This is a genomic window from Parabacteroides sp. PF5-9, assembly GCF_029893105.1.
Classification (GTDB): domain Bacteria; phylum Bacteroidota; class Bacteroidia; order Bacteroidales; family Tannerellaceae; genus JARXWG01.
Genome location: NZ_JARXWG010000012.1, coordinates 56,908 through 71,487, shown reverse-complemented (window position 1 = coordinate 71,487; position 14,580 = coordinate 56,908). Strand labels below are relative to the sequence as shown.

At 42.4% G+C, this 14,580-nt stretch carries 12 protein-coding genes; 3 read left to right on the top strand and 9 right to left on the bottom strand.

The features are described from left to right. Nucleotides 1–43 precede the first annotated feature (43 nt). Nucleotides 44–1,285: an acetylxylan esterase gene (locus tag M2135_RS08515; protein ID WP_280748065.1), complete on the top strand. Its 1,242-nt coding sequence runs from the start codon at nt 44–46 to the stop codon at nt 1,283–1,285. 19 nt (nt 1,286–1,304) lie between these two features. Here the strand turns inward: M2135_RS08515 and M2135_RS08510 are convergent, their stop codons facing one another. The 6 genes from M2135_RS08510 to M2135_RS08485 all read right to left on the bottom strand — a co-directional run bounded on the left by M2135_RS08510 (nt 1,305) and on the right by M2135_RS08485 (nt 9,717). Beyond that, nucleotides 1,305–2,306 carry a M20/M25/M40 family metallo-hydrolase gene (locus M2135_RS08510; protein WP_280748064.1) on the bottom strand — a complete coding sequence of 334 codons (1,002 nt, stop codon included), beginning with the start codon at nt 2,304–2,306 and terminating at the stop codon, nt 1,305–1,307. A 130-nt stretch (nt 2,307–2,436) separates the two neighbouring features. Continuing rightward, nucleotides 2,437–2,592 carry a hypothetical protein gene (locus M2135_RS08505; protein WP_280748063.1) on the bottom strand — a complete coding sequence of 52 codons (156 nt, stop codon included), beginning with the start codon at nt 2,590–2,592 and terminating at the stop codon, nt 2,437–2,439. 196 nt (nt 2,593–2,788) lie between these two features. Next, nucleotides 2,789–3,565: a Cof-type HAD-IIB family hydrolase gene (locus tag M2135_RS08500; RefSeq protein WP_280748062.1), complete on the bottom strand. Its 777-nt coding sequence runs from the start codon at nt 3,563–3,565 to the stop codon at nt 2,789–2,791. A 147-nt stretch (nt 3,566–3,712) separates the two neighbouring features. Beyond that, complete coding sequence (gene nifJ, locus M2135_RS08495; protein ID WP_280748061.1) at nt 3,713–7,264, bottom strand: pyruvate:ferredoxin (flavodoxin) oxidoreductase; 3,552 nt, start codon at nt 7,262–7,264, stop codon at nt 3,713–3,715. 110 nt (nt 7,265–7,374) lie between these two features. Beyond that, nucleotides 7,375–8,553 (bottom strand): AAA family ATPase, encoded by a 1,179-nt coding sequence (locus tag M2135_RS08490; RefSeq protein ID WP_280748060.1) that lies wholly within the window; start codon nt 8,551–8,553, stop codon nt 7,375–7,377. A 147-nt stretch (nt 8,554–8,700) separates the two neighbouring features. After that, on the bottom strand, nt 8,701–9,717 hold the full coding sequence (locus M2135_RS08485) for a branched-chain amino acid aminotransferase (protein WP_280748059.1): 1,017 nt from the start codon (nt 9,715–9,717) through the stop codon (nt 8,701–8,703). Nucleotides 9,718–9,805: 88 nt separating this feature from the next. Between M2135_RS08485 and metF the strand changes: the two genes are divergently transcribed. Further along, nucleotides 9,806–10,765, top strand: a complete 960-nt coding sequence (gene metF, locus M2135_RS08480) for a methylenetetrahydrofolate reductase [NAD(P)H] (protein ID WP_280748058.1) — start codon at nt 9,806–9,808, stop codon at nt 10,763–10,765. A 32-nt stretch (nt 10,766–10,797) separates the two neighbouring features. After that, on the top strand, nt 10,798–12,093 hold the full coding sequence (locus M2135_RS08475) for an NCS2 family permease (protein WP_280748057.1): 1,296 nt from the start codon (nt 10,798–10,800) through the stop codon (nt 12,091–12,093). Nucleotides 12,094–12,106: 13 nt separating this feature from the next. On the opposite strand, the gene M2135_RS08470 is transcribed toward M2135_RS08475, so the two are convergent. The 3 genes from M2135_RS08470 to M2135_RS08460 all read right to left on the bottom strand — a co-directional run bounded on the left by M2135_RS08470 (nt 12,107) and on the right by M2135_RS08460 (nt 14,321). Further along, nucleotides 12,107–12,709 carry a nitroreductase family protein gene (locus M2135_RS08470; protein ID WP_280748056.1) on the bottom strand — a complete coding sequence of 201 codons (603 nt, stop codon included), beginning with the start codon at nt 12,707–12,709 and terminating at the stop codon, nt 12,107–12,109. A 79-nt stretch (nt 12,710–12,788) separates the two neighbouring features. Then, nucleotides 12,789–13,754, bottom strand: coding sequence for a M48 family metallopeptidase (locus M2135_RS08465; protein ID WP_280748055.1), 966 nt, complete (start codon nt 13,752–13,754; stop codon nt 12,789–12,791). A 9-nt stretch (nt 13,755–13,763) separates the two neighbouring features. Continuing rightward, nucleotides 13,764–14,321, bottom strand: a complete 558-nt coding sequence (locus M2135_RS08460; protein WP_280748085.1) for a LemA family protein — start codon at nt 14,319–14,321, stop codon at nt 13,764–13,766. Nucleotides 14,322–14,580: the final 259 nt, after the last annotated feature.

The following is a 14,580-nucleotide window of genomic DNA, read 5'->3' as shown; positions in this document are numbered from 1 at the left end:
GAATAAGCGTTTCGTTTGAGCTAATTCATTTTACCAATACGTTATGAATAAAAGGCTGATTATTTTATGTCTGATTACAGTTTGCTTCTCATTACATGCTCAACAAGAAGAGCCGAATTACGACGAAAGTAAGGTGCCTTCTTTTGTATTATCCCCTTTGCTGATCAATTCCAAGGGAGAAAAGGTGATCTCAACGGAAGAGTGGGAGGAGGAGTGTCGTCCTGAAATACGTTCTGTTTTTGCCGATCAGGTCTATGGGATCACTCCGGATAAAAGTATACCTGTTACATATGAAATAAAAGCTATTTATGAAAAGGCTTTTGAAGGAAAGGCTACGAGTAAGCAGGTGTTGTTGCAGTTTACCGATGGCACTCATCAGCGTGATGTCATGTTGTTGCTTTATCTGCCCAATCAGGTAGGAGGTCGGGTACCGCTTTTCTTTTGTTACAATTATCTTGGAAATGAAAGAATCTGCAATGATCCGAATATCCTCCCATCACCTTCCCGAAAAGAGAAGGGGTCTATACAAAGAGGAGGACGTGAAAATCGTTGGCCGATAGAGAAGATCCTGGCGGCAGGTTACGGTGTGGCCACTGTCTGTTATCAAGATTTTTTTAGAGATGCTCCGGATCAATATGAAGATAGTATGATGCCTTTTTTCGGATATAATAACACGACTGAAATTAAGTCCAATACCTGGCAAGCTATTGGGGTCTGGGCTTGGGGTATGAGTCGTGTTATGGATTATCTGGAAACCGATCCGCAAATAGATGGATCTAAAGTGATTCTGATGGGGCATTCCCGGCAGGGTAAGGCTGCTCTGTGGGCAGGAGCACAAGATCAACGCTTCTCTATTGTTATTTCCAATAATTCGGGTTGCGGAGGTGCAGCCCTGTCAAAGCGGAAGTATGGAGAAACGATTGATATAATTACCTCTTCTTTCCCTTATTGGTTTTGTAAGAATTTCGACTATTATGCCGGAAATGAACAACAATTATCGTTCGACCAGCATGAACTGCTGGCCTTGATTGCACCAAGACCGCTATATGTTGCCAGTGCGGAAGATGATAAATGGGCTGATCCGAAAGGAGAATTTTTAGCTGCTAAGTATGTAAGTCCCGTATATGAATTATATAACTACAAAGGATTAACTGTAGAGGAAGTACCGCCTGTTAACAGTCCGGTAATGAGCCGGGTAGGTTATCATATCCGAACCGGAGTACATGATGTGACTGATTATGATTGGGAGCAATTTATTCGGTTTGCTGATAAATGGCTGAAATAAAAAAGAGTTGTAGTCTTTATCAGAACTCTTTTTCATTGGCCAGATTCCATAGATTAAGGAAAGACGCCTTGGTGATGTTAATTAGTTTATTCCAATTCAGCTGTTCTATATGGTCTGTTGGCATATGATAATCGGGATGCCCATCGGTATGATACCAGATGACCGGAATATCCAATAAAGCAAAGGAGGCATTGTCGCTTCCTCCCACCGGTCTGTCCCATGGGCGGTAATCAGGTTTTAAGTTGAGTTGATATCGGACAATATCATTTTTGAGCCATTCGCCGAAAACAGGATGACTTTCGGTATAGAAATAGACGACTTGCTCGGGAACCTCTTCTTTGTTGTTACGGCCGATCATGTCGAAGTTCAGATACGCTTTGACTTGGTTAATTTGAGAAAATGATTGTACAAAGTATTTGGAACCTAACAACCCTTTTTCTTCTCCGTCCCAGAATGCAAAAATAACAGTCCGTTCGGGTTGCTGTCCGGTAGCCAGAAAGGCTTTGGCTAATTGTAAAACGGCAGATACGCCTGAGGCATTATCATCGGCTCCATTATAGATCTGATCGTTTTCCAATGTCGGATCAATACCCAAGTGATCGTAATGTGCACCTACGATCACATATTCTCCCGCTCTTTTCCCTTCGATTTTTCCTAAGATATTGGATAGTGATAGTTTGCGATGAACAATTTTTTTATAAATAGAAATGGAATCGATGTCGACCTGAAAGCGTCCACGGGTTTGTCGTTCACGAGCGTAGGCCTCAAATGGTTGGATATATGAGTCGTTAAAAGGTTGAATCCCGAGATTTCTCAGGCAAGTAATGATATATTCTCTGGCAAGAGCACCACCCCGGGTTCCGGCTTCACGTCCTTCCAATAGATCGTGGGCTAAAAAATGGATATAACTCTCCGCTGTTGATTGATTGATGACAGCCAATCCCTTTTCCTGTATTGTTTGAGCATGGAGGGTCATTTGGAAAAAGAAAAATAAATATATCCCGATTCTTATTATATGCATATGGCGCAAATGATGAAGATTGATAGTTCTTGGCAAAAGTATAAAAAAAATCTCTCACCATGCTGCCTGTTGACAGGGGTAAGAGACGACTCTATTTGAAAAATCTGTTTTTTAAAAGGGAATGCAGTATTTAATTTTTAACTGCATTTGCATTTAACTCATTGGTTAAACGACGGATTTCAGCGGTAACCTGCTGACTCATTGATCCTTTTCCCATAGCTTGATAATGTTCTGCCTGATAGCGTAACATAGCCAATGTTCTTTGGCTTCTTTCATTTTGTTTCATAATTCTAATGACTTTGTTTATTTACTTTCCACACTTGGAAAGTTCGGTTAATATTAAAGGACTCTTTTCTGAATCCACTACAAAGATAACCATAACAACTGGAAATATGTTTTAAAACATACTCGAAAAACATATATTTAGGTGTTATTTAACACGTATGAGAGTTTGGTTAGCTTATTTTAACAGAAAAGACGTCTTAAAGTAGTTTATATCGGATGAGTGCTTGATAAATACCATCGTTGTCGACAGTTTCGGTGACATAGTCGGCAGAGGCTTTTACTTTTTCATCTGCATTTCCCATAGCAACACCTATTCCGGCATGTTGGAGCATAGCAATATCATTCCCTCCATCGCCAAAGGCCATTGTCTGATCAATCGTGAACCCATAATGTTCGAGTATTTTGTTGATTCCAATACTTTTATTGATTCCTTTCGGTACAATATCCGTAAATACCGGATTCCAACGAGTTGTTTCGCTATGAGGCATAACTGTCATAATCTCTCTCTCTTGTTCCTGGGTAAAGAAGGCGATCAACTGATAGGTCGTCTGATCGGCTATCTCATTGAAGGGACGTATGGGGGGAGAAGGGAAGTTCAACATTTCGAATACGCTTCGAACCTGTTCGTCGATCTCATTCATATAGATCCCATTCTCCTGGACTAATGCACATGGAAACTTCCGAACCGTTTCCTGATAGTGTAGTATGGCCTGAATATCTCCATGGGGAATACTCTGTTTATAGATGACTTGCTCTTTGCCTAGCAGACAATACCCGCCGTTTAATGTAATATACCCGTCGAATTCTAAATCTCCTAAGTTGTTGATCGATTGAAAACGACGACCGGTAGCAATAAATACCTTGATTCCTTTGGCTCGTAAACGATTGATACTCTCTCTGGCGGATGGAGGAACCTGATGGGTGTTAAAACTGGCAAGTGTACCATCGATATCAAAAAAAACTGCTTTTATCATAAATGTGTTCCCTATAAAAACTCTATATCTCTAACTGCGTGCAAAGGTAGAGATAAAAGCACGAAGCACAAGGAATGGATTAAAAAAAGAGCGGACACGATGGTCCGCTCCTTTAGGAAAATTATCAAATGATCATTAATCAGACTTTCAAGCTTCTTGTGATTCCCAAGATAAACTGAGCATACGTTTGTAGCTGTTGTAACGCCATTTGGCATTGTCTTCCGCTGCTTGGAATAGTTCCGCCGCTTCATTTGGGAATTGTTTGGCCACAGAGGCAAAACGTACTTCGCCTTTCAAGAAGTCCTGGAACTTGCTCCAATCCGGTTCTTTGCTATCCAGTGTAAACGGATTTTTACCTTCTTCTTCTAAGGATGGATTATATCTCCACAGGTGCCAGTATCCGCAAGCAACTGCATCTTTTTCTTCCTGTTGGCTCTTACCCATACCTTGACGTAATCCATGATTGATACATGGAGAGTAAGCGATGATCAGAGATGGTCCGTCGTAAGCCTCAGCTTCGCGGATTGCTTTTAGGGTTTGGCCTTGATCAGCTCCCATAGCGATCTGGGCAACGTATACATATCCGTAGGTTGTAGCGATCATACCCAGGTCCTTTTTACGTACACGTTTACCTGCTGCTGCAAACTTGGCAATGGCACCTACCGGAGTAGCCTTTGAAGACTGTCCTCCTGTATTTGAATACACTTCGGTATCCAGTACCAGGATATTTACATTTTTACCGGATGCAATAACATGGTCGAGACCGCCATAACCAATATCGTAAGCTGCTCCGTCACCACCAATAATCCATTGTGAACGTTTCACCAGATAGTGACTCAGTTCAGCGATTTGTTGGCATATCTCGCATTTAGCCGCATTCGCTTCAACCAATGGTTTGATTTGATCGGCCAGTTCACGTGTTTTTTCTGCATCATTCTGGTTGGCGATCCATGCTTCGAACAACTCTTTACCGCCGGCAGGACAATCTTTAGCTATCGCTTCGTTCATCAGTTTTACCAGACGTTCGCGCATTTTTTCATTAGCCAGTTGCATCCCCATACCAAATTCACAGAAGTCTTCAAACAATGAGTTTGCCCAAGCCGGACCTTGTCCTTTCTCGTTTTTGGTATATGGAGTAGAAGGAACCGATCCCGAATAGATAGAGGTACAACCTGTCGCGTTGGCAATCATCTGACGGTCGCCAAACAACTGAGAAACCAATTTGACATAAGGTGTTTCTCCACAACCGGAACATGCACCGGAGAATTCAAACAATGGAGTAGCAAACTGTGAATTCTTCACATTCATCTTGACATCAATCAGATGTTGTTTACTTTTCACCTTTTTAGCCATGTAGTTCCAGTTCGGCACTTCATCAAGTTGTGATTCCAAAGCAACCATTTCCAGTGCTTTTGTACCTTTGAATCCAGGACAGACGTCCGCACAGTTTCCACAACCCAGACAGTCGAGAACATCCACTTGAATGCGGAATTGCATACCTTTTAATTGTGCCGGGGCTTTTACTTCCAGATAATCAACTTTAGGCGCATAAGCCAATTCGGCCTCTTCCAGTACAAACGGACGAATAGAAGCGTGAGGACAGACATATGCACACTGGTTACACTGGATACAATTTTCAGATTTCCATACAGGAACAAATGCAGCAACACCGCGTTTCTCATATTGAGCTGTTCCTTGCATCCATGTACCGTCTTCAATACCTTTGAAAGCAGAAACCGGTAATAAATCGCCGTCTTGTGCATTGATCGGACGAACAATTTCGTTAATAAAGGCCGGGTCGTTGTTGGCTTCCGCCTGATCATCCGATAGCTTCGCCCAAGCTGGATCGATCGTCAGTTGTTTGTATTCACCTCCACGATCAACAGCTGCATAATTCATGTTGACGATGTTTTCCCCTTTTTTACCGTAAGATTTAACGATGAACTTTTTCATCTGTTCGATCGCCAGGTCAACAGGGATTACCTCTGTAATGCGGAAGAATGCGGATTGCAGGATGGTGTTGGTGCGGTTACCCAAACCAATCTCCAGTGCGATCTGTGTCGCATTCATATAGTATACGGAAATATTCTTTTGTGCAAAATAACGTTTGACTTTGTTGGGTAGATGTTTTGCCAACTCTTCACCATCCCATACCGTGTTCAACAAGAATGTACCGTTTTCACGTAATCCTTTAGTGACATCATACATACGCAGATAAGCCTGCACATGACACGCCACAAAGTTCGGTGTATTCACCAGGTAGGTCGAGCGGATTGGCTCGTCACCGAAACGAAGGTGTGAACAGGTAAAACCTCCGGACTTTTTAGAGTCGTAAGAGAAGTAAGCCTGGCTATATTTATCGGTGTTGTCACCAATGATTTTAATCGAGTTTTTGTTTGCTCCGACAGTACCATCAGCTCCCAGTCCATAGAATTTTGCTTCATACATCCCTTCGCCACCCATGGCAATCTCTTCTTTCTGCGGAAGAGAAGTGAATGTGATATCATCTACAATACCGATGGTGAACTGATTTTTCGGCATGTTCATCGACAGGTTCTCGTAGACGGAAAGAATTTGAGCAGGAGTCGTATCTTTGGAAGATAAACCATAACGGCCTCCAACAACCTCCGGAGCATTTACCTGTCCGTAGAAGCAGTCTTTCACATCCAGATACAATGGCTCTCCTGTGGCTCCCGGCTCTTTGGTACGGTCGAGTACGGCGATACGTTTAGCTGTTTTTGGAACTGCAGCCAGGAAATGTTTCGCAGAAAACGGACGATATAAATGAACAGCGACTAAGCCGACTTTTTCGCCTTTAGCAGTCAGATAATCAATCGCTTCACGGATCGCTTCCGTAACAGAACCCATGGCGATAATTACGCGGTCGGCATCTTCGGCTCCGTAATAATCAAACAATCCGTATTTACGTCCGGTAATGGCCGACAATTCGTTCATATATTCTTCAACGATAGCAGGAACTGCTTCGTAGTAGGTATTACTTGATTCACGGTGTTGGAAGAAAGCATCCGGATTTTCAGCCATTCCACGAGCCACCGGATTTTCTGGAGTCAGTGCACGGGAACGGAATTCTGCCAATGCTTTTTGATCAATCAAGTGAGCCAGATCCTCATTTTCCAATGATTCAATTTTCTGAATCTCATGAGATGTACGGAATCCATCGAAGAAGTTCAGGAAAGGAACACGTGATTTCAGGGTAGCCAGATGAGCAACGGCCGATAAGTCCATCACTTCCTGAACCGAACCTTCTGCCAACATCGCAAAGCCGGTCTGACGACAAGCCATCACATCCTGATGATCTCCAAAAATAGACAAGGCATGAGATGCCAGCGTTCGAGCCGATACATGAAATACGCAAGGAAGTAATTCTCCGGCAATTTTATACATGTTAGGAATCATCAGCAACAAGCCCTGAGATGCCGTATACGTAGTTGTCAAAGCACCAGCCTGCAAAGAACCGTGTAAAGCACCTGCTGCTCCACCTTCCGATTGCATCTCCTGTACCAATACCGTTTCACCGAAAATGTTTTTACGTCCGGCGGCCGCCCATTCATCCACATATTCTGCCATTGTAGACGAAGGGGTGATAGGATAGATCGCAGCTACTTCGCTAAACATATACGAAATGTGTGCAGCAGCTTGATTTCCATCACAGGTTAAAAATTTCTTCTTTTTTGTCATACCTTGTAACTATTAGTATTAATAATATTGTTTTTTTAAGTGATTAGTGATTCACAGTGAGAGGAGCAAAAGCGTATATAGCAATCCTTATCTCATTGAAAATCTTTTGCCTAATATAAGAATCCAAATAACCACAACGGGACTATATTTGTTTCTCCGATTTCTATTTTATCTACAGCGTAATACCAATCAGGGTTGTTTTTGATACGTATATTTTCCTCAATCCTGAAATTGTATTTTTCGTTTACCAGAAACTGTATGTTTTTGTTTCCTTCATTCAGTTGATTGTCTTTGATTAACTGATTAAAAAAGAAAGATTCACGCACAGCTTGTACATTCACTTCTTCCGGACGAATAGGATACATCAGATTAGAGTTGTACAGATAGACTTTAGCCGGTTTTTTTGGGAATTCTTCTCCTACCGGATATAACATACTCATCAATCGGGCGTCTGTCAGATACTTGATATAATTCATTACAGTTGCCCGTGATGTTTCTATTTCTTTACTTAACTGGCTGATATTGGGAGTGCATGGAGCACTGATTGCCAGTAAATAAAGCAGTTTGCGAAGTTTAGGAAGATAACTTTGCTCGATTTGTTTGATATATAAAACATCTACTTCGAGCATCATATTCATTGTCTTCAGTAAATTTTCCGAAAAATTGCGTTTCTCAAGAAAGAAAGGGTAGAAACCGTGGTGCAGATAATCCTGAAAATAGGCCATGGGTCTGACCACCGAGCAGATCCGTTGGGCAATTTCCTGATGACGTTGCATGATCTCCTCAAATGTGTAGGCTGGAAACTCATTCCCGGACATTAGATTCAGGTATTCCCTGAACGAAAAACCACGCAAGTGGTAGGAGGACACTTTACCGGATAAGTCCGGATTCTCCTCTTTCAGTCTCATCACCGATGACCCCGAAAAGACAATCTTTAAATCTTTAAAATGATCGTAGCAATACCGCAACTCTTTCGACCAGTTGGGGTATTTAAACACTTGGTCAATAAGCAATACTTTACCCCCTTTGGCTCTGAACTCGAAAGCAAAGTCAATAAGGGTGCGTTCGGTAAAATAGAAATGATTTAAATTGATGTATAGACATTCTTTATTATCGGCACCGAAATGCTCACGAGCGATATTTAACAGAAAAGTTGTTTTGCCAACACCACGGGAACCCTTAATACCGATCAATCGATCATTCCAGTTTATTTCATCCATAAGACCTCTCCGTACCGGAGAGTAGAGATGATCAACCAAGTATTTATGTGTCTTGAAGAAAGATTCCACTTGTTCAACCGTTTTAATTGGCTCACAAAGATAGAAAATATTCCTTATTTTGCAATACCGAGATAGCAAAATAATGAACAATTGATAATCTGGACTTGATAATTTGATGAATTTGTCCCGTTTATCAACTGTTCATTTTAAACTTTTTTAAAGAATAGTCACCCATCCATACGGATCAGGTTCGTCTCCACATTGTATGCCGGTTAGCTTTTGGTATAGCTTGGTACAAACCGGACCCGGTTTGTTCGTTGTTGTAAATACGTATGATTTACCTTCGTCCAGATCGTCGACCTGAGACAGCGGAGTGATAACAGCAGCAGTTCCACATTCGGCCGCTTCTTCAAAGGTGGCCAATTCTTCAATCGGTACAGGGCGACGTTCAACGGTCATTCCCATATCTTCAGCCAGCTGCATTAGGCTCTTATTCGTAATAGACGGTAAAATCGATTCCGATTTCGGTGTGATATAATTGTTCCCTTTGATTGCAAAGAAGTTCGCCGGACCACATTCGTCCAAGTATTTTTTCTCTTTCGGATCCAGATAAAGCACAGCAGCGTATCCTTTCTCTTTAGCCAGTTCGCCGGCTGCCAGACTGGCCGCATAGTTTCCACCTACTTTAATCGTTCCTGTACCCAGTGGAGCCGCACGGTCATATCCCCGCATCATACATACTTTAGAAGGGAGAAAGCCTGTTTTGAAATACGGACCGACAGGCGTTACAAAAACCAGGAACATATACTCATCAGCAGGTTTTACACCCACCTGCGCACCTAGTCCGATCAGTAAAGGACGGATATACAAAGAGGCACCGCTTCCGTAAGGAGGAACAAACCGTTCGTTGAGCCTGACTACTTTCAATACCGCTTCTTCAAACGTCTCGACAGGTAGTTCGGCCATTTTGATGCCACGGCTGGATGCTTGCATACGTTTTCCGTTCTCTTTCATACGGAAGATACGCACTTTTCCGTCTTTCCCTTTGAACGCTTTAAGTCCTTCAAACGCTTCCTGCCCATAATGCAGACAAGTAGCTGCCATATGAATATTAATAATTTCCGAAGAGGATACTTCTAATTCTCCCCATTTCCCGTTGCGATAATAACATCGAACATTATAATCTGTCTTCATGTAACCAAATGACAGATCAGACCAATTCATATTTTCCATATCCGTAGTTAATTAGATTGTGGACGCAAATGTAAGCTATTTTGCAGTATAATTGTTACTTTTGTCACGAAAATGTAGGAAATTGTATATGAAAAGAAACAAAGTGATCGACCTGATCAACCATAGTTCACAAACAGCCTTTTCTTTCGAGATTTTACCTCCGATGAAAGGGAATAGCATTCAGAAAGTGTATGATGTAATCGATAAATTATGGGAGTTTGATCCTAAATACATCAATATAACATCTCACCACAGTGAATATATTTACAAAACATTACCCGACGGGAGTTTTCAGAAGGTCAACATTCGCAAACGTCCCGGTTCGGTTGCGATCGCATCAGCCATACAAAACAAGTATAATATTCCGGCTGTTCCTCATATTATCTGTAAAGGATTTACCAAAGAAGAGACGGAATATGCACTGATTGATTTGAATTTCCTAGGCGTATACGACCTCCTGTTGTTGCGTGGCGATGTCAAAACCCTCGATCCATCGCTTGATCCCTCCCAGTATCACAACTATGCAACAGATCTGCAACAGCAGGTTAATGCCTTCAATCAGGGAACAGCTATGGATGGTTCCACATTCGAAGCCAATGAAACACCTTTTTCCTATGGCATGGCCTGTTATCCCGAAAAGCATGAAGAAGCACCTAATCTGGCGTCTGATATTTTTTACCTGAAAGAGAAAGTAAAAAATGGAGCCGATTATTTAGTTACACAGATGTTTTTCGATAACGAAAAATATTTTGCCTTTGTCGACTATTGCCGGGCAGAAGGAATTACCGTACCGATTATCCCGGGTATCAAACCTGTCGTTTTGAAGAATCAATTGACCATATTACCTAAAATATTCCGTTCCGACATTCCGGAACCGTTTGCCGCAGAGTTGCGAAAATGCAAAAACGATGAGGAAGCCAAAATCGTAGGCGTAGAATGGTGTATACAACAATGTCGTGAATTAATCGCAAAGGGGGTGCCGAGTCTCCATTTTTATACTTTCCTGGCCTCAGACAGTGTCAGCAAAGTAGCTAAAGCCATTTATTAATCAAAATAACAAATACAATAAAACGATATCCCATGTTACAACGTTTATTCGGTTTTGACAAACAACATATGACTGTCCGAACAGAGGTGATTGCCGGACTTACTACTTTTCTGACTATGAGTTATATCCTCGCCGTAAATCCTTCGATCCTGGGAACAACCGGTATGGATAAAGCGGCTGTTTTTACGGCGACAGCTTTGGCCTCTGCCATAGCTACCTTGTTATTGGCGTTTATGGCCAAACTTCCTTTTGCCCAGGCGCCCAGCATGGCATTGAATGCTTTTTTTGCATTTACACTGGTTGAAGGGATGGGTTATTCGTGGCAGACAGCCCTTACGGCGATGTTTGTTGAAGGGGTTATATTTATCTTAATTACTTTTCTGAATATCCGGGAGATTATATTAAACAGTATACCAATGAACCTCCGTTACGCTATTTCGGCAGGGATTGGTATGTTTATCGCTTTTATCGGTTTAAAGAATGCCGGCATAATCGAGGCCAGTCCGGCAACATTTGTCAAATTGGGTGAGTTTACCTCAGCCTCCGTACTGGCTATGGTGGGTATTTTGCTGAGTGGTGTTTTAATGGTTAAAAAGGTAAAAGGGGCTCTTTTCTACAGCATCTTGCTCTGCACATTGATTGGTATACCTTTGGGTGTAACAGAAATTTCCAACGATTTTCTGCCGGTCTCCATGCCACATTCGTTGGCTCCGACCTTCTGTCAGTTCGATTTCTCCGAGTTTTTCACCCTCGATATGGCGGTCATTATTTTTACGCTTTTATTTATGAATATTTTCGATACGGTAGGTACGTTGGTCGGACTGGCTTCCAAAACCGGTATCATGGATGAAAAAGGAAACATCCCCCGGGTAAAAGAGGCGATGATGTCGGATGCAATCGGTACGACTGTCGGTGCGATGTTGGGAAGTTCTACGATTACCACTTATGTGGAAAGTGCTTCAGGGATTGCCGAAGGAGGCCGTTCAGGATTAACCTCCTTCGTTACAGGTGTATTGTTTCTTATCGCCTTATTCTTTGCTCCGATCTTTTTATTGATCCCGGGTGCAGCAACAACAGGAGCGTTGGTTTTGGTGGGCGTGTTGATGATGGATGCCATTCATCAGATCGATATGGAAGATATATCAGAAGCGCTTCCCGCCTTTGTGACGATTCTCATGATGGTATTGACCTATTCCATTGCTGACGGAATGATTTTCGGACTATTGTGTTATGTCTTAATCAAATTGTTAAGCGGTAAATACAAGGAGGTTTCATTGACGATGTACATTTTGGCCGCTTTATTTATTTTGAATTATATGTTTGCCTGAAAAAACACAATATTTATTTAAAAACCCTGATCCGTTCATCCACCGGTTTGAATTCTTTTTCACCGGGGTGCTGTGTAGGTAGGCCAAACGGCATTTGTGCAACCAGTCTCCAGTGTGGCTCGATCGACCATGTCTGGGCAACGGATGCGTCGATCAATGGATTGTAATGCTGCAACGAGGCTCCAAAACCAACATCCGTCAATATCGTCCATAGAGCAAATTGATGCATAGCTGACGTATGGTGCGACCATTCCGGAAACTTCTCTTTATAGGTTGGAAATGCTTCCTGTAACGCTTCGATAACTTGTCCGTCTTCATAGAACAAGACAGTACCGTATCCCGAAGCAAACGCATTGTCGATTTTGTTTTTTGTCGATGCAAACTGTTCATCCGTTTTATTCCCTTTTAATACGCTTTTGGTCAGTTCCCACAATTTCCGATGCTGTTCTCCTAACAGGAGTACGATGCGGGTCGACTGGGAATTGAAAGCCGAAGGGATATGTTTTACGGCAAAACGGATGATCTCTTGTATCTCATCGTCCGAGATTGGTGATTGAGGACTTAGTTTGTAATTGGTTCTGCGATTGATGATCGCATCTTTTAAATACGTTTTCATTTTTTCTTTATTTTAGTTAAGTCTTTGATAGTATAACTAACGATCAAGGCAATTTGTTGCTGAATGAAGAGAAAGAGGGTTAAAATTGTTCCAATACCCTGATTCGCTCTTTGATAGGAGGGTGGGTGGCAAATAGTCCGCTTAATCCGCTGAGTGCACTTTTGGATTGTTTACCGGGATGTTCGATAAAAAGCTGAGCCACATCCTCCCGGGTGACCGCTTCAATATCGGGATCATTGGATATTTTTCGCAGGGCACTGGCCAGAGCCAATGGGTTTTTCGTCATTTCTGCGGCTCCTGCATCTGCCAGGTATTCACGTTTGCGGGATATGGCAAACCGCATCAGGATCGAGAAGAAATAACCGATAGCGGCCACAATCAAAGCTGCCAGTATAATAACGATCGTACCATTGCCTTTCTCGCTACGGCTATTGCGCGATCTTGAAGAGTAGTAGACTGTGCGAAGTGCAACTTGTGCAATCATTGAGAATATCCCGACAAAAACAATTGAGATAATCAATAAACGCACGTCGTTATTGCGGATATGTGACAACTCATGGGCAATTACCGCCTCGAGTTCTTCATCGTTCAGTTTATCGATCAATCCCCTGGAGACCGTCACGGTATAACTCTGTTTATTGATCCCGCTGGCAAAGGCATTGAGTGAATGATCTTCGATAATATTGATTTTCGGCATATCCATTCCCTGAGCCATACAGAGGTTCTCCACCAGGTTGTACACCCGTTTATTTGCCTTGCGTTCCAAAGGACGGGCGCCTGTAGCCGAATTGATAATGCGGGTATTGGTCAAATAGGCGATAATAAACCAGATCAGTACGCCGCCGATCGCATAAGGAGCGATCTCGACAAACATATCGAGTGTCGTTTGCCACAGATCGATCTGTTGAGTGTTGGCTGTCAGTTGAACCAGTATATAACAAAACAGAAAGACCATCCCGACCACCAGGCAGGGAAACAAAAAGAGCAGGAGCAATGAACGTATATTATTCCTGCTCTTTTGGGTTTGTATGCCTACATATTGCATAGGAGGAATTTAGAAACTGATTTTCGGCGCCTCTTCCAAAGTAGTCCGTTGTTCGCCCAGGTCGAACATCATCTCTTTATGAAATCCGAACATACCGGCAATCAGTACCGATGGGAACGTTTGTACGGCGTTGTTGTATTCGCGCGTTGCCGAATTGAAATAACGTCTGACCGAAGCCAGTTTATTCTCAACGTCCGACACCTCTTCCTGTAACTGCAGGAAGTTCTGGTTGGCTTTCAGGTCGGGGTAAGCCTCCAGCGTAATACGCATACCCGATAGGGCAGAGGAGAGTTGATTTTCTGCGACGATCTTTTCATCGATGGTTCGTGCATTCATCGCACCGTTTCTGGCACTGATCACCCGATCCAACGTCTCCTTTTCATGCGAAGCATATCCTTTGACCGTATCCACCAGTTGAGGAATCAGATCGTGACGCTGTTTCAACTGTACATCGATATCGGCAAATGCATTTTCGCGGTTATTTCTCAGTTTGACCAACGTGTTGTACATCGAAGCAACCAGAATAGCCAGTACCACTATAATACCCAGAACAATAAGTAGAGTCATCATTTTTCAGTTTAGAAGTTATGGCGTCAAATATACTATTTTTCAATAAATGAGTGCGTGTCGGTACTCATTTCTCTCTTTTTTCCTCTTTTTTTAGCTGTTTCTGTCTTGATTTTCCTCAAAAAACGGAATTTTTAAGAAAAAATAACATTATTGGGTGCTTAACGGTTTGTAGACGCTTAGTGCTTAGCCCTTTGTTCTGTTTTTAAACTTTTTTTGAAAAAAATCGAATAAGGTAAAATCCGCTCTGGAAGCAGAA

Bases quoted from the DNA above. Each gene is read 5' to 3' on its own strand.
- M2135_RS08465 (WP_280748055.1), bottom strand. From the start codon at position 13,754: ATGCAATATGTAGGCATACAAACCCAAAAGAGCAGGAATAATATACGT.
- M2135_RS08485 (WP_280748059.1), bottom strand. From the start codon at position 9,717: ATGGAAAATATGAATTGGTCTGATCTGTCATTTGGTTACATGAAGACA.
- metF (WP_280748058.1), top strand. From the start codon at position 9,806: ATGAAAAGAAACAAAGTGATCGACCTGATCAACCATAGTTCACAAACA.
- M2135_RS08515 (WP_280748065.1), top strand. From the start codon at position 44: ATGAATAAAAGGCTGATTATTTTATGTCTGATTACAGTTTGCTTCTCA.
- M2135_RS08505 (WP_280748063.1), bottom strand. From the start codon at position 2,592: ATGAAACAAAATGAAAGAAGCCAAAGAACATTGGCTATGTTACGCTAT.
- M2135_RS08460 (WP_280748085.1), bottom strand. From the start codon at position 14,321: ATGACTCTACTTATTGTTCTGGGTATTATAGTGGTACTGGCTATTCTG.
- M2135_RS08500 (WP_280748062.1), bottom strand. From the start codon at position 3,565: ATGATAAAAGCAGTTTTTTTTGATATCGATGGTACACTTGCCAGTTTT.
- M2135_RS08470 (WP_280748056.1), bottom strand. From the start codon at position 12,709: ATGAAAACGTATTTAAAAGATGCGATCATCAATCGCAGAACCAATTAC.
- M2135_RS08510 (WP_280748064.1), bottom strand. From the start codon at position 2,306: ATGCATATAATAAGAATCGGGATATATTTATTTTTCTTTTTCCAAATG.
- nifJ (WP_280748061.1), bottom strand. From the start codon at position 7,264: ATGACAAAAAAGAAGAAATTTTTAACCTGTGATGGAAATCAAGCTGCT.
- M2135_RS08475 (WP_280748057.1), top strand. From the start codon at position 10,798: ATGTTACAACGTTTATTCGGTTTTGACAAACAACATATGACTGTCCGA.